The organism is Streptomyces sp. NBC_00258, assembly GCF_036182465.1.
Lineage (GTDB): Bacteria > Actinomycetota > Actinomycetes > Streptomycetales > Streptomycetaceae > Streptomyces.
The window spans coordinates 3,382,265-3,397,159 of sequence record NZ_CP108081.1 but is presented as its reverse complement, the minus strand read 5'-3'; the positions used below and the strand labels follow the sequence as shown (position 1 = coordinate 3,397,159).

At 70.8% G+C, this 14,895-nt stretch carries 15 protein-coding genes and 2 pseudogenes; 12 read left to right on the top strand and 5 right to left on the bottom strand.

Translation table 11 applies throughout. The annotated features are described in order from the left end of the window. Positions 1–6: 6 nt before the first annotated feature. Complete coding sequence (locus OG718_RS15220) at positions 7–666, bottom strand: ATP-dependent endonuclease (RefSeq protein ID WP_328844380.1); 660 nt, start codon at positions 664–666, stop codon at positions 7–9. A 61-nt stretch (positions 667–727) separates the two neighbouring features. Here OG718_RS15220 and OG718_RS15215 point away from each other — a divergent pair, with 61 nt between their 5' ends. After that, a complete protein-coding gene (locus OG718_RS15215) occupies positions 728–1,267 on the top strand; it encodes an NUDIX hydrolase (RefSeq protein WP_328844379.1) in 540 nt (179 codons plus the stop codon). Between the two features lie 738 nt (positions 1,268–2,005). Next, positions 2,006–2,215: pseudogene (locus OG718_RS54415) on the top strand (cytochrome P450); the annotation flags it as partial. A gap of 250 nt (positions 2,216–2,465) precedes the next feature. On the opposite strand, the gene OG718_RS15205 reads toward OG718_RS54415, so the two are convergent. Beyond that, entirely contained in the window at positions 2,466–3,881 is a 1,416-nt protein-coding gene (locus tag OG718_RS15205; protein WP_443055060.1) for a Gfo/Idh/MocA family protein, read from the bottom strand. Between the two features lie 65 nt (positions 3,882–3,946). Between OG718_RS15205 and OG718_RS15200 the strand changes: the two genes are divergently transcribed. The 9 genes and pseudogenes from OG718_RS15200 (at position 3,947) to OG718_RS15160 (ending at position 11,465) form a co-directional block, all read left to right on the top strand. Then, positions 3,947–5,275: an ABC transporter substrate-binding protein gene (locus OG718_RS15200; RefSeq protein ID WP_143641911.1), complete on the top strand. Its 1,329-nt coding sequence runs from the start codon at positions 3,947–3,949 to the stop codon at positions 5,273–5,275. After that, positions 5,272–6,213, top strand: a complete 942-nt coding sequence (locus OG718_RS15195) for a carbohydrate ABC transporter permease (RefSeq protein ID WP_328844376.1) — start codon at positions 5,272–5,274, stop codon at positions 6,211–6,213. Before OG718_RS15200 ends, OG718_RS15195 begins: the two co-directional genes overlap by 4 nt. Next, positions 6,210–7,073 carry a carbohydrate ABC transporter permease gene (locus OG718_RS15190; RefSeq protein WP_143641913.1) on the top strand — a complete coding sequence of 288 codons (864 nt, stop codon included), beginning with the start codon at positions 6,210–6,212 and terminating at the stop codon, positions 7,071–7,073. The genes OG718_RS15195 and OG718_RS15190 overlap by 4 nt, the downstream gene beginning before the upstream one ends. Continuing rightward, the gene (locus OG718_RS15185; protein ID WP_328844375.1) at positions 7,070–7,687 is read left to right on the top strand and encodes a hypothetical protein; all 618 of its coding nucleotides are present in this window, start codon (positions 7,070–7,072) and stop codon (positions 7,685–7,687) included. Before OG718_RS15190 ends, OG718_RS15185 begins: the two co-directional genes overlap by 4 nt. Before the next feature lie 204 nt (positions 7,688–7,891). Continuing rightward, positions 7,892–8,107 (top strand): annotated as a pseudogene (locus OG718_RS15180) (sigma factor-like helix-turn-helix DNA-binding protein); the annotation flags it as partial. Positions 8,108–8,283: 176 nt separating this feature from the next. Next, positions 8,284–9,660 (top strand): MBL fold metallo-hydrolase, encoded by a 1,377-nt coding sequence (locus tag OG718_RS15175; RefSeq protein WP_260695604.1) that lies wholly within the window; start codon positions 8,284–8,286, stop codon positions 9,658–9,660. Positions 9,661–9,916: 256 nt separating this feature from the next. Continuing rightward, entirely contained in the window at positions 9,917–10,051 is a 135-nt protein-coding gene (locus tag OG718_RS15170) for a hypothetical protein (RefSeq protein WP_260695605.1), read from the top strand. Continuing rightward, positions 10,048–10,794, top strand: coding sequence for a sulfite exporter TauE/SafE family protein (locus OG718_RS15165; protein ID WP_328844374.1), 747 nt, complete (start codon positions 10,048–10,050; stop codon positions 10,792–10,794). Before OG718_RS15170 ends, OG718_RS15165 begins: the two co-directional genes overlap by 4 nt. Before the next feature lie 83 nt (positions 10,795–10,877). Continuing rightward, positions 10,878–11,465 (top strand): rhodanese-like domain-containing protein, encoded by a 588-nt coding sequence (locus OG718_RS15160; protein ID WP_306936845.1) that lies wholly within the window; start codon positions 10,878–10,880, stop codon positions 11,463–11,465. Between the two features lie 14 nt (positions 11,466–11,479). Here the strand turns inward: OG718_RS15160 and OG718_RS15155 are convergent, their stop codons facing one another. From OG718_RS15155 to OG718_RS15145, 3 genes are read right to left on the bottom strand one after another with little or no spacing between them, the layout of a single operon-like run. Beyond that, the gene (locus tag OG718_RS15155; protein WP_328844373.1) at positions 11,480–11,827 is read right to left on the bottom strand and encodes a hypothetical protein; all 348 of its coding nucleotides are present in this window, start codon (positions 11,825–11,827) and stop codon (positions 11,480–11,482) included. Further along, positions 11,800–12,321, bottom strand: coding sequence for an LmeA family phospholipid-binding protein (locus OG718_RS15150; protein ID WP_328844372.1), 522 nt, complete (start codon positions 12,319–12,321; stop codon positions 11,800–11,802). Before OG718_RS15150 ends, OG718_RS15155 begins: the two co-directional genes overlap by 28 nt. Positions 12,322–12,363: 42 nt before the next feature. After that, the gene (locus OG718_RS15145; RefSeq protein WP_143641919.1) at positions 12,364–13,035 is read right to left on the bottom strand and encodes a TetR/AcrR family transcriptional regulator; all 672 of its coding nucleotides are present in this window, start codon (positions 13,033–13,035) and stop codon (positions 12,364–12,366) included. Positions 13,036–13,167: 132 nt separating this feature from the next. Here OG718_RS15145 and OG718_RS15140 point away from each other — a divergent pair, with 132 nt between their 5' ends. Next, a complete protein-coding gene (locus OG718_RS15140) occupies positions 13,168–14,781 on the top strand; it encodes an MFS transporter (protein WP_328844371.1) in 1,614 nt (537 codons plus the stop codon). Positions 14,782–14,895: the final 114 nt, after the last annotated feature.

Below are 14,895 nucleotides of genomic sequence, written 5' to 3'. Positions count from 1 at the left end.
CGAGAGTCAGACGTGGGCGAGAAGCCGCTCCAACGGCCGAGGCGTCCGCTCCAGATCCAGACTCTCGACCATCCCGCGCGCGTACTGTGCCTTGCGGCCACTGTGCGTGCCCAAGAACCTCCGCAACTGCTGCTCCACGGTCCGCTCCCGCTGGGCGGGCTGGTTCCGGAAGGTGCGGAACGGCCTCGACTCGCCCTGTTCCACCACGACTTGCTGCACGACCTCGGCGCCCAGAGCCCGGATCAACTCGTCCTCCAGGTCCATGTCGCACACGTAGAAACCAAGTGGTTCCAGCCCCTCCGGCGGGATGTCGGAGCCGAGCCCGGCCCGCTCCAGCGCCCGCCGGAAGAAGCGCTCCTCCCCGACATCGCACAGGCCGGCCAGCCGCACGCCGAGCCCCTGAGGCCCGCACAGATCCACGAACCTGCTGACACTGGTCGCACCCCCGAGCGGCACGACCGACACACCCTCGGCATCCAGATCCCGGCCACGCCGCGTGGCCAGCACCTCGACCGCGACCTGATCGCTGCCCCCCTCGACGAGCACGACCGTACGCAGCCCGACCCCGACCGCCAGCTCCCGCGCGCTCTCACCGGCCGCCGACGCCCCCACTCCACCGGCCGCCCACTCGACAACGGCCCGACGGAATCTCTCCATGTCGCTCATGGATCCCAGTCTCGCAAGTCCGCTCGGCCGCACTCCACAGACTTTTGGCAGGGTGGGCTCCATGACTCTCACGGGCGAGCAGGTGGAACGCGTCGACGAGCACGACCGGGTACTCGACATCGTCGACCGGGGCGAAGCCGTCCGCCGCGGCTGGCTGCACCGGGTGGCCACGGTCGTATGCCGCGACCCAGGGGGACGCATACTCGTGCACCGCAGGCCGGAGCACGTCACACGCTTCCCCGGCCAGTACAACTGGCTGCTGGGCGGAGCCGTCGAAGCGGGGGAGTCCTACGAGGAGGCCGCGACCCGGGAGCTGAAGGAGGAACTCGGAATCAGGGCCACGGTCCGCTTCGCCTTCAAGTACCTCTGTCGGGGAGAGATCAGCCCGTACTGGCTCGGGTTGCACGAGGCCGTCATCGATGAGGTCGACGGGGACATCACGCCGGACCCGTCGGAGATCGCGTGGCACGACTGGCTGCCCGAGGCCGAGCTGCGACAGAGGCTGTGGCAGTGGCCCTTCGTCTCGGACAGCCGGGAGGCGTACATGAAGTACACGGAGCTGCCCGAGAACCTCCAGCCGCGACCTCCATCCCATCCCTGACCGTCAGCCATCCCACCACGGACCGTCAGCCGGACATGTGGAGGACGCCCCACACCCCGTCAGGGCCGCACCAACAGCCGACGCACAACCCGCCCGAACACCCACCGAGCCACCCACCCCACCAAGGAATCAAAAACCCGGGACACCCCCCACACCCTCAACTCCTCTCGCCACACGACCCGCGAACCACCGCCCACCCCCGAACGCACCTCAATCTCGGCCCACCCAGTTACAAAAGCCCCCCGCTTGACGAGCCGACAGACCCCGGCCCGCCCTCCCACAGGCGGCCGCCACACGACAACCTCCATGGGGTCATCAAACGCAAGTACCCCGACCCCGGTCCGGGCCACGAACATGGTGCCCACGCCACCCCCCGCCCTCGCGGCAACAGTGATCCGGGTCAGGGGCACCACATCCGCATGCCTCTCCCACGCAGTGAGCCGCCGCCAAGCCTCACCGACACCCACCACGCTGTCCCGCCGCACAACAAAGAGAGCCACGCCAAGATCGTAGGCAAAAACCACCCAAGTCCCCCGCACCCGCCGACGCACCCGGGGCGGGGCCGTGCCGGTATGTCAACGTTCGCGACGTACGGCTCCCGCTGGAAACGCCCACCAATAGGACTCAGGGCCGTACGCCCGGCAGTCGCGAACGTGACATACCGGCACGGCCCCGCCCCACCCACACCGGCCCGGAAGCGCCCTAGCCGCCCCCGAACGCGTCCGGCACCATGACCCCGTGGACGGTGAACCGCACAGCAGACTCGACGAGTTGCAACGAGACCCGTACCCCCACTACGAGCGCGCGAGAAGGGCCAAAGGCCTGACGTTCATCCCGGAACTCGACGCCTGGCTGGCGGCCAGAGACGAGGACGTCAGGGAGATCCTCCGCCGCCCGGACGACTTCTCCTCGGCGAACGCGCTGCGCCCGGACGTGATGCCGGCCCCGCCGTCCTCGCGGTTCGACATCACCCGCACCCCGGGCCGGCACCTGGCATTCGGCCTGGGGGTGCACACCTGCCCAGGATCCCAACTGGCGAGAGAGCAACTCCGCCTGACCCTGTAGCAGTTGACGACCCGCTTCCCCACCCTCCGCCTCACCGACGACCACCCGGTCACGATGCGCCCGACCCTGATCCACCGCTCACCCGAGAACCTGCACGTCACTTGGTGAGGCAGCCCGCGGCCTGCCGACGACGTCAGACGTCCAACAGATCCCGCACCCGCACGGGCAACCCGGTCTCGAACGACTCGTTGGCGGCCAGCCCGGTGACCAACGACCTCGCCCCGTCAACCGCGTCGGCAGCCCGCCCCAGGGCATCCCCGCCGGACCGAGGGCCGAACAGATCGGCCAGCATCCGCACATCTCCACCCCCATGTCCACCCTCAGCGGCACCCACCCCGCCCCCGACCTTCACCTCACGAGCCGGCTCCCAGAACCGCCGCAGCAACAACTCCGTACGCCCGGCCTCATCCCCGACAGCCGCCCCGTGCATGACAGGACTCGCCCCGTCGGCCCGCACCGCGGACCGAGTCCACGTCGACTCCTCCACCAACAGCTCCAGCCGCCCTTCGCTCCCGTTGAAGGCGACGCGATACCCCTCCCAGGGGGAGTAGGCGGTCAAGTGATACGTCAACGAGGCCCCGGACGCATACCGCACAAGCACGGCCATGTCGTCCTCGATGCTGACCCCGGGCCCGAACACGTTCTGGTCGCGGTGATACCCGTCCTCAGCCTCCGCCTCCAGATAGAGCGCACGCAGCACCTCGGAGTCCGCAAGCCGCACCGCGAACGGATCCCCCTCCGCCGCAGCGGCCCCGTGAGCCCGGGCATAGGGCCGAGCAAGCCCCCGCCGCCGCCCGGCCTCCTCGCCGTAGAAGAACAGCCCGCCCTGCGCGAACACGGTCTCCGGCTCCGTGCCCAACCACCAGTTGACCAGATCGAAGTGATGCGTGGCCTTGTGGACCATCAGCCCACCGGAGTTGGCCTTGTCCCGGTGCCACCGCCGGAAGTAGTCCGCACCGTGCCGCAGATCGAGCAGCCACTCGAAGTGCACCGACCCGACCTCGCCGATCTCCCCGGCCGCGATGAGTTCCCGTACAGCCGAATGCACCGGGTTGTAGCGGTAGTTGAAGGCGACCCGCACGTCACCCCCGGTCCGCCGCCGAGCATCGAGAATGCGGCGGGCCTTGTCGGCGTCCGTGGTCATCGGCTTCTCCGTGACGACGTCGCACCCCGCTTCCAGCGCTCGCACGATGTAGTCGTCATGGGTGCGGTCGACACTGCACACAACAACAAGATCCACCCGCTCGCGCCGCAACATGACCTCGAAGTCCTCGGCGGCGTAAGCAGGCACGGCCCCCCGCCCAGGATGATCGGCCGCGATCCACCCGTTGTGGACGGCCATACGACGGGCGTTGACGTCACAGAAGCCCACCAATTCGATCCGGTCCGCGTACGGCCCGGTCAGCGCCTCGGTGAACATCCGCGCACGCGCACCCAGCCCCACCACGGCACAACGACGACGCTTTCCCCCGACGGCCCCGACAGGCGCGACGGGCGCGGCCGACGAGACGGATGTGGCGGATGCGATGCACGGGTCTTGTTCTGACATCAGGACCTTCCCTAGGGTCGTACCGGGGGGTGGAAGCGCTTTCTAGCGAATGAGGTGACCCACTCATGCCCGGAAACAGGACAAGGAAGTCCTGGCCGTTCCGCAGGACCGCCAAGCCCCGGCCGTCTCGCACGACGACCGCGGCCCTCGCGCTCTGCGCGGCGGCAACGGCACTCACCGGCTGCTCCGACACGGGCGGGTCGAGCAGCGCGGGCGGCAACGTCGTCCTGCGCTACACCTGGTGGGGCAACCCGGACAGAGCGGCCCGAACCCAGGAGGCCATCGACCTCTTCGAGAAGAAGTTCCCGGACATCGTTGTCCAGACCTCCTTCTCCGGATACGACGCCTACAAGCAGAAGCTCGCCACCCAGGCGGCCGGCGGCGACGCCCCGGACGTGATGCAGCTCGACTACCGCATGATCGACCAGTACGCGTCCGGCGGCGTCCTCCTCGACCTGGGGAAGCAACAGGCCGTACGGACCGAGGAGTTCGACCGCGGCCTGCTCGCCACCGGGGTCGTGGACGGCAAGCAGTACGCGCTCCCGCAGGCCCGCGGCACGGAGACGGTCGTGTACGACACCAAGGCGTGGGAGTCGTCCGGCGTCGAGAAGCCGCGGAAGGGCTGGACCTGGAGCGACTGGGCCGACGCCATGCGCGCCCTCGCCGAGAAGACCGGGAAGCCCGGCGCCACCGACCCGGGCCAGAGCGAGGACGCCTTCGAGGTGTGGCTGCGCGGCCAGGGCAGGTCGCTCTACACCAAGGACCGCGAACTTGGCTTCACCGCGGATGACTTGACCCGCTGGTGGACCTTCACCGACAAGCTCCGCCGGGAGGGCGCGGTGTCGCCCGCCGAGCAGACCACCCAGCTCGACGGCGCGGTCGAGAACACCCCGCTCGGCCGCGGCAAGTCCGTCTCCGACTTCAACTGGGACGCCCCGTCGAGCGGATACGTGGCTCTCGTCCCGACGGGCGTGACGCTCGCGCCGATGCCCTCGGGCGAGGACGGCACCCCCGGCCAGTACTTCAAGCCGTCGATGTTCATGGGCGTCGCGGCCGACTCGGGCCATCCCGAGGAGTCGGCCAGGCTCATCGACTTCATGCTGAACGACCGGGACGCGGCGAAGATCCTGGGCGCGACCCGTGGCATCCCGGTCAACGAGTCGATCCGTACGACGCTGGCCCCCGAGCTGAAGGACTTCGACAAGACGGTCGCCGACTACCAGGCCTCCGTGGACGGAACCCTCAACTCCCCGCCGCAGGCGCCGCCTTCGGGCGACAGTGCCCTGCAGACCACCTTCCAGCGGGACTACGACCAGGTGTCCTACGAGCAGATGTCGCCCCGCGAGGCGGCCGAGGACTACGTCACCGAGGCGAAGGCGGAGCTGAGGTCATGACCACCACCGAAGTACCGGCCACCGCCCGCGCAGGGAAGCCCTCCACACCACCGAAGCGACCCGGAAGGCGCCGACGCGAGGGCGCCGCCTGGGTGTTCCTCTCCCCGTGGGTCCTCGGCGCCGCCGTGCTGACCCTGCTCCCGATGGCCGTCTCGCTCTATCTCTCCTTCACGGACTACGACTTGTTCAACCCGCCCCGATGGGTGGGCCTGCGCAACTACACGCAGATGTTCACCGAGGACCCGCGCTACTGGCGCTCGGTCGTCGCGACACTCACGTACGTCGTCATCGCCGTGCCCCTCCAACTCGGCCTCGCCCTGGTCGTCGCACTCGCCCTCAAGTCCATGCGGCGCGGCCGCGGCTTCTACCGCTCGGCCTTCTACGCCCCCTCCCTGCTCGGCGCCTCCATGTCCATCGCCCTGGTGTGGCGGGCGGTGTTCAACGACGGCGGAACGGTCGACAACCTGCTGGGCACGGGCGGCTGGGTCAACCGGCCGGGCTGGGCACTCTTCGCCGTCGCCCTGCTGACGGTGTGGCAGTTCGGCGCCCCCATGGTCATCTTCCTCGCCGGACTCCAGCAGATCCCCTCGGAGCTGTACGAGGCCGCGTCCGTGGACGGAGCGAGCCGATGGCGCCAGTTCCTGTCCATCACCGTGCCCATGCTCTCCCCGGTGATCTTCTTCAACCTGGTGCTCCAGACCATCCAGGCCTTCCAGGTCTTCACCCCGGCGTTCGCGGTGAGCGCGGGCAAGGGCGGCCCCGCCGACTCGACGCTCTTCTACACGCTCTACCTCTACGACCGCGGCTTCGTCGCCTCCCACATGGGCTACGCCTCCGCGATGGCCTGGGTACTGCTCCTCGTCATCGGAGCCGTGACCGCCGTACTGTTCCGGACCTCGCGATCCTGGGTCTTCTACGCGTCCGAGGGGGACCGATGACCACCTCAACTGTCGCCGTACGCAAGCCCGTCGCCTGGCGTCGCGTCGCCCTGCACCTCGGCTGTCTGGCCGCGCTGCTCGTGATGCTGTACCCGCTGGCATGGCTGCTCGCGACCTCGCTCAAGCCCGCCGACGAGGTCATCGCCAGCCTCGACCTGCTGCCCAGCAGCCTGGAGTGGTCCAACTACAAGACGGCCCTCGACGGCGTGAACGACGTCTCCGTGTGGCAGTTGCTCGGCAACTCGCTGTTCATCGCGGGCGGCGCGGTCGTCGGGAACGTACTGAGCTGCTCGCTGGCCGCGTACGCCTTCGCCCGGCTGCGATTCCGCTTCCGCGGCCCGCTGTTCGCGTTCATGATCGCGACGATCATGCTGCCGCACCACGCCGTGCTGATCCCGCAGTACATCATCTTCAACCAGCTCGGCATGGTGAACACCTACTGGCCGCTGATCCTGCCCAAGTTCCTTGCCACGGAGGCGTTCTTCGTCTTCCTCATCGTGCAGTTCATGCGAGGGCTGCCGCGCGAACTGGAGGAGGCGGCGCGGATCGACGGGTGCGGGCCGTTCAGGAGCTTCTTCCTGGTGATCCTCCCGCTCACCCGTCCGGCACTCATCACCACGGCGATCTTCACCTTCATCTGGACCTGGAACGACTTCTTCACCCAGCTGATCTACCTCTTCTCGCCGGAGAAGTTCACGCTCACGCTGGCGCTCAGGTCGTTCGTGGACGCGTCCAGCCAGTCCGCGTTCGGCCCGATGTTCGCCATGTCGGTGATCGCCCTCCTCCCGATCGTCCTGTTCTTCCTCGCCTTCCAGCGGTTCCTGGTCGAGGGCATGGCGAACTCCGGGATCAAGGGATGAGCGCCGGACAGGCCCGCGAGACGGGCGAGATCTTCGGGCCGCGCATGACGCTGTTCGCGGACGTGCTGAGCGTCGGCGTCTGCACGGCCCTGGTGTCGCTGCCGGTCGTCACCTTGCCGGCGGCGCTGTCCACGGCCTGCGCGGTCCTGCGCGGCGCCCGCGAGGACCAACCGGCCACGGCGGGGCGGTACTTGACGACGCTGCGACGACGCCTGCGCGCCGGGGACCTCGCTGCCGGGGCGCTGTCCCTGGCCGGCGTCCTGCTGCTCTGGGCGGACCTCGCCCTGGCACGCGCCGGACTGCCGGGCGCCCCGCTGTTCGCTTTCGCCGCCGCCGCCATCGGCACGTACGCGGCCGTCGTGGGCCTTCGCGCCTGCGGGCGCCCGGAGTCGCTCACCGACTGGCGGGCGGCCGTGGTCGGGGCCGCCCGGGACTCCGTACGGGACGTGGGTGGCAGCGGTCTCGTCCTGCTCGCCGTCGCGGCGGCCGCGTTGTGCGCCTGGATGCTGCTGCCGCTGGCGTTCCTGGCGCCGGGACCGCTGGCGCTGGCGCTCACGGCCGTCGACGTACGGATGCCGCACCGGCCAGGAGGAGTGACAGCACCGACCGAGTGACGCACGCCGTAGGCCCGCGCCGGAACTCACAGGGGTGCGCGCCCGACTTCTGGACCGTCACGGCCCGGACCGGCCGCTGCCGTGCGATCCCGAGAACCGGCATGGGCGAGTCCCGACAATCCGCCCCGAGCGCGGGGGCCGTCGCGGGTGCCGGCGCGATCGCGGGCGCGCCACTGCGGAAACTGGTGCCGCCCGCGCTGCGCGGCTTCCGGCCTGCCCGGCTTCGGCGACGGGGTCGCGCTGCTCGATCTGCTGGCCGCGCTGCCCGGGGCACGCCGTGAGGCGTTCGTTCTCTCCCGGCTGATGGGGCTGCCCTGCGCGGAGGCGGCCGAGCTCAGTGAATGCCCTGTCGGAACCGTGCGCTCCCGCGTGGCCCGCGCCACCCTCGTCGGCCTGCTAGCCGAGGCCGACGCGCCGGCCATACGCGGGCACGTGGGCACGTGGGCACGCGGATCCAGCCTCCGAGCCGCGCGACCGGGCCGCCTGATCTGTCCGTTCCTCGGCCTTTCGAACAGCTTTCAAATACCCCCGGGGGTACATGCTACTGTCCCTCATATACCCCCGGGGGTAATTTTCGTTCGGAAGGAGTGCCCGACGTGTTCTTCGTTGACACCATCGAGGTGGCGGGGCTCGGCAACCGCAGCTATCTGGCGGGCGGCGAGCGGGAGGCCGTCGTGATCGATCCGCCGCGTGACGTCGACCAGGTGATCGCGGCCGCGGCCCGGCGGGGCGTGCGGATAGCGCACGTGGTCGAGACGCACGTGCACAACGACTACGTCACCGGCGGTCCGGAGCTGGCCCGGCTCACGGGCGCGGCCTACCTCGTTCCGGCCGGAGCCCGTGTCTTCTTCGAGCGGACACCCGTGCGCGACGGGGACAGGACGGTCGTCGACGCCGGCGCGGGTCTGGCCCTGCGCGCGCTGGCGACCCCGGGCCACACCCCGCACCACACCTCGTACGTCCTGGAGGAGGCCGGGGCGGCGGTCGCGGTCTTCACCGGGGGTTCGCTGCTCATCGGTACGGTCGGACGCCCCGACCTCGTCGAACCCCGCCTGACCGAGGACCTGGCCCGCGCCCAGCACGCCTCCGCCCGCAGGCTCGCGGACGAACTCCCCGACGAGACAGCGGTGTTGCCCACCCACGGCTTCGGCAGCTTCTGTTCCGCCGGCCGGGCCGAGGGCGGTGCCACCACCATCGGCAAGGAGAAGTCGGCCAACGAGGCGCTCGGCCGGGACGTGGACACCTTCGTCGCCGATCTGCTGGCGGGGCTGGACGAAGTCCCCGCCTACTACGCGCACATGGGCCCGGCCAACGCCGCGGGGCCCGCGCCCGTCGACCTCACCCCACCGGCCGTGGCCGACGCCGACGAGATCGCCGCCCGGCTGGCCGCGGGGGAGTGGGTGGTCGATCTGCGAAACCGGGTCGCGTTCGCCGAAGGGCATGTCGCGGGCTCGTTCAACTTCGAGGCCGAGGGGCAACTGGCCACCTATCTGGCCTGGTTGATCCCATGGGGCAAGCCGGTGACGCTGCTCGCCGAATCGGCCGGGCAACTGGCCGCCGCCCAGCGCGAGTTGGTCCGGGTCGGCGTCGACCGTCCGGCCGCCGCGGCCACCGGTGAACCCTCGGCATGGGTGCGCGGGGGCGAGCCCCTGGCCGCATTCCGCCGGGCCACGTTCGCCGATCTCGCCGACCTCGTCGGTCGCCACCCCGGTGACGGCCCTGTCGTACTGGACGTCCGGCGGGCCTCCGAACGCGCCGGCGGCTTCATCGAGGGCTCGGTCCACATCCCGGTCCATGCCCTGCACGGACGGCTCGGCGAGATTCCCGCGGGCGAGGTGTGGGTGCACTGCGCGGGCGGCATGCGCGCCGCCATCGCCGCCTCCCTGCTGGACGCGGCGGGCCGTGAAGTCGTCGCCGTGGACGACGCGTTCACCGCGGCGGAGAAGGCCGGCCTCACCGTCCGGACCGTCTGAACACCCACCGGTACGAGAGGGCTGCCTCACCGGGGTCGGTCTCCCACAGGCCCGGACCTCACCTGGGACCAGCCTTCCGCGGGTCCGGTCCGCGCCTGGGATCAGCCCTCACGCGGGTCCGGTCCGCACCTGGGATCCGCGTTCACGCGGGGCAGACCGCGCGGGGCCCGGACCTCCCCTCGGGCCAGTTCCCAAACGGGTCCCGCCCTCGCGCGGCAACCGCCGTCCATCATCAGAAAGAAGCGAGCCCGTGCCCATGAATCCTCTCCCCCTGCCCCGCGCTCCCGGCCGGGTCACCGTGCACCGGGCGGCGGCCTCCACCGGGCACAGTCCCAACGGTGCGGCGAGCGGCGGTGGTGCCGACAGCCCTGAGAACGGCACGGTGGCGTGAGCCCTCTCATACTCGCCCTGACTGCCGGTGCCGTCATCGGGCTGGCGCTCGGCGCGCTCGGAGGCGGCGGCAGTGTCCTGGCCGTCCCCGCCCTGATCTATCTGCTCGGTTTTACCCCGGTCGCGGCCAGCACCGCGAGCCTCCTCATCGTGACCGCCACCTCGGCCACGGCACTGTTCGGCCACGCCCGCGACGGCCAGGTCCGCTGGCGTACGGGGGCGCTCCTCGCGGCGGCGGGCATCGGCCCGGCGCTGCTGGGCGGCGCGGTAGCGGGTCGGCTGCCGGACGCCGCGTTGACCGGGGCCTTCGCCGTGGTCGCGGCGGTGGCGGCGGCCCGCATGCTGCGCTCCCGGCAGGGTCCGGACGACGCCCGTCCGGTCCGGTCCGTCCGGGCCGCGGCGGCCGGTGGCGGGCTCGGCGCGGTCACCGGCGTACTCGGAGTCGGCGGCGGCTTCCTCGCCGTACCGGCGCTCGTGGGCGTACTCGGTCTGCGGATGAGGGAGGCGGTGGGCACCAGCCTGCTCGTCATCACCGTCAACTCGCTCGCCGCGCTCGTGATGCGCGCCGGTACGGCCGACGGCCTGGACTGGGCCGTCATCGCGCCCTTCGCCGGGGCCGCGATCCTCGGCGCGTGGGACGGCAAACGCCTCGCCGCGAAGGTGTCCAGCCCCACGCTCCAACGGGTCTTCGCCCTGGTGCTGCTCGCGGTGGCCGCCCTGATGCTCATCGACACGGCGGTGTGACCGGCTTCAGCCACGCGATCACTCCAGTAACTCCAGTAACTCCAGCCTCCAGTACCTACCGACACAACAGGAGCACCTCAGTCATGACCGTTTCCCCCACGCCCGTCGTCCTCGGCGTCGGCCAGGCCCGCAGCCGGCTGCACGACCTCACCGTCATCGACGTACGGACGCCGGGCGAGTACGCCTCGGGTCATCTGCCCGGCGCCCTGAACATCCCGCTGGACCAGGTGCGGCGGGTGCTGCCCGGACTACGGCATGCCGCCGAGCGCGGTGACGTCCTGATGGTGTGTGCCTCCGGCAACCGCTCCCAGGCAGCCTGCGAACTCCTGGCCGGAGAGGACATCGCCGCGGCGACCCTTGCCGGCGGCACGACCGCGTGGGCTGCCGAGGGGAACGACCTGGACCGGCCCCCGGCCTCCGGTGCCCGCGTCGTCTGGGCCATGGAACGCCAGGTGCGCCTCACCGCCGGCACGCTCGTACTCGTCGGACTGGCCCTGGGACTGTTCGTCCACCCGGCCTTCCAGCTCCTCTCGGCCGGGGTCGCGGGCGGCCTGGTCCTCTCCGCGCTCACCAACACCTGCACCATGGCCGTCCTGCTCGGCAAGCTGCCGCACAACCGCCCTCGCGCGGCCGACCTGGAGGCCACACTGGCCGCTCTGCGCGGCCGCTGAGCGGGCGCGGGCGGTCATCGCACCCCTGCGCCTTCCGCCCCATGCGCGTTCCGCCACACCGAATTTCCCTGCGCCGAGTCGCCCTGAGAGGCGCCGCTCTGTGCCGCGTGGTCGGGGCGGAAGGTGACCGACGTGCCCGAGAAGCGGGCGGTGAGGCCGTCGGTCGAGGTGGCGACCGAGCGAAGACGTAGGCCGTCGGGAATGTTCCGCAGCCGGATCGGCTGCTCGAAGACCTTGTCGAGCAGCGCCTGACCGGCGTCGGGCAGTACACCGCTCGTCACCCGGAAATCCTCGAAGGCGATGCGGTTGCCGGAGACCGCCGACACCTTCACCGTCACGGTGATCCCGTCGCCGAACGGCATCGCGATCCTCCGCCGATCCGGCCGGGCCGGTCGCCCTGGGACACCTCAGGACCGAGGGCGTCGGACACATCGGTGTACGACAGCCGGGCGGTCGCTTCGGCACTGCGTGCCCGTGCCTCGCTGCCGTCGTCCGACTTCCGCAAGTCGTCGAGCCCGAGGTCGAGTTCGGTCACCGGCAGCGGACGGGTGGCCTCGTCGGCGGGTATGTCGTGAGCGCTGATGTCCACGTGCCGCAGGGTGCCGGAGACCACCTGGGTCAGCACGGGGAAGCCCCGCACATGGACCTTGGGCCGCGTGGATGTGCCCATGCCCTCCTGGAACGCCTCGGCCGTACCCGACTCCACCCGCGCCGTCGCGACACGGTCGACCACCACGGGGACGAGGATCAGCGCGCACAGGGCGGCGAGCGCGATGACGAGCGGTAGCCGGTGCGTCCGAGTGGCGTCCGGCTGGTACGCGAAGTCGTCGCGGTATTCGGGATGGGGGCGGTACATGAGTTCTCCTGTCGCGTTGTACGGGGTCGCTGGGCGCCCGGGTTACTCGGCACCCGAGTTGCGTGCCCGAGTCGCTTGGCACCCGGGCTGGTTGGCGTCGCAGAGGCGGCGAACCGTCGAGGCCGCGACATCGCGGTCGGCGCCCGCGGCGATCAGAGCGGTGGTGGCGGTGCCCGAGCCGTCGTCGGCCCAGATCCCGGAGTTGACGCTGTCGAGGAGGGCCAGAATGTGCGCTTCGAGGGCTCTGCTGAGCGGGCCGGGCGGGACGCCGGTGTGGAAGACGCCCTGCCGTTGGCCACGGGCGAGGATCCCGGCGACCATGTCGCGCACGGGAGTCAGGAGTTCGCTGAACCCGCTGGCCCTCAGGTCCTGGCGGGCGAGCCCGATGAGCGTGCGATAGCGGTCACCGACCGGCCAGAGGGTGAGGACGACACGCGCCAGGGCCCTCGCGGCATCCGGAGCCGACGTGTCGATGTCGGCGGTCGCGCCGCGTATCGCCTCCCCGGCCTCCGCCGCGAGCCCTCCGAGGAGAGCGGCCCGCCCCGCGAAGTGCGCGTAGACGGTGCGACGCGCCACACCGGCGGCCTCGGCTATGTCACCGAGGCTGCTGTCGGCGTTGCGCCCCAGTTCCCGCCGAGCCGCTTCCAGGATGCGCGTGCGGGTGGCGCGGGCCGTACGGCTGAGGGGTTCGTGCGTCGCTGGCGGGCTGGTCACATCGGTACCTCGGCGGGCGGGGGCAGGGACGACTACCGCGATATTTGCACACTGGTGAGCAATAAACTAGTCTGCACATCAGTGGGCAATTAAGTCGCCCCGCTCGTCCCGCTCACCCCCTGGGAGCCTCCAATGCCGCTCTTCGCCAACACACCCGTCGAGAAGATGACAGGGCCGTACCCGCGGCGCCGGCCCGCCCTGCTGGTGCTGTGTCTGAGTCTGCTGATCGTGGTCATGGCGAACACGTCACTGATCGTGGCGGCGCCGGACATGACCCAGGACCTGGGCCTGAGCAGCAGTGACCTGCAGTGGGTCATCGACGGCTACACCGTTCCCTACGCCGCGCTGATGCTCGTCCTCGGCTCGATCGGCGACAAGTACAGCCGTCGCGGTGCCCTCGTCGCGGGTCTGGTGATCTTCGCGGGCGGTTCGGTGATGGGCAGCCTGGTCGACGGGACGGGCCTGGTGATCACGGCCCGGGCGATCATGGGCGTCGGCGCTGCGGTGGTCATGCCGGCCACGCTGTCCCTGCTGGTCGCGATCTTCCCGAAGCGTGAGCGGGCCAAGGCCATCACGGCCTGGACCGCGACCTCCGGCCTCGCCATCGCGGTCGGCCCGCTGGTGGCCGGCTGGCTGCTGGAGGACCACGCCTGGGGTTCGACCTTCCTGATCAACGTTCCCATCGCCGTCGTCGCCGTGATAGGCGCGCTGGTCCTGGTGCCGCCGTCGAAGGCGGCGAACGCGGGCCGGATCGACTACGTGGGCGGACTGCTGTCGATCGTCTCCGTCGGCTCGCTCGTCTACGCGATCATCGAGGGCCCGCACTTCGGCTGGGGCACCGGCCCGGTCACCGCCGCAGTGGTCGCGGGCGTGGGCCTGCCGGCCTTCGTGCTCTGGGAGCTGCGTCACCCGCACCCGATGCTGGACGTGCGCAGGTTCGCCCAGCGTCCCTTCAGCGGCTCGATGCTGGCGGTGCTGTTCTTCTTCTTCGGCACCTTCGGCGCGATCTACTACTCCACCCAGTTCCTGCAGTTCGTCCTCGGCTACGGCGCGCTGGAGACCGGCGTCCGTCTGCTGCCGCTGGCCGGCGCGGTGTTCGTCGGCGCCGCGGCCACCGGGCGCCTGACGCCGAAGCTGGGCATGAAGGCGATGGTGGTGGCCGGCATGGCCATCGGCACCGTGGGCGTCCTCCTGCTCACCCGGATCGACACGGGCTCCACGTACGCCGACTTCCTGGCGCCGATGATGATGCTCGGGTTCGCGATCGGTCTGAGCGTGTCCCCCGCCACCGACACCATCATGGGCTCCTTCCCGGAGAGCGAGCTGGGCGTCGGCGGCGGCGCCAACGACACCGCGCTGGAACTCGGCGGCTCCCTCGGCATCGCCGTACTGGGCTCGCTGCTGGCCACCGCGTACAAGGACCGGCTTGCCGACCTGGTCGGCGGTCAGCTGCCGGCCTCCGCGATGGAGACGGCCAAGGACTCGGTCGGCGGCGGTCTGGCGGTCGCCGAGCAGATCGCGAAGACCCCCTCCGCCGGACCCCAGCAGGCGCAGGCCCTGATCGACGCGGTGCACGAGGCCTTCGCCCACGGCGTCGCGCACACCAGCCTGATCGGCGGGATCATCATGGCCGCCGGAACCATGATCGTCCTCGCGGTCCTGCCCGGCCGCAAGGCCGCCGAGAACGACCAGGAGGAGCCGGCGGAGCCGGAGGAGAGCCCGAAGGAGCGCGTGGACGTCGTCTGAGGACGCACACGCGGGTCGGCTCCCGGAGAACGGAGCCGACCACAAGGAGGCCGAACCTGAGGTCCGGCCTCCTTCACCCATGACGGGCCGTGCCCGAGCGGCGCACGGCCCGGG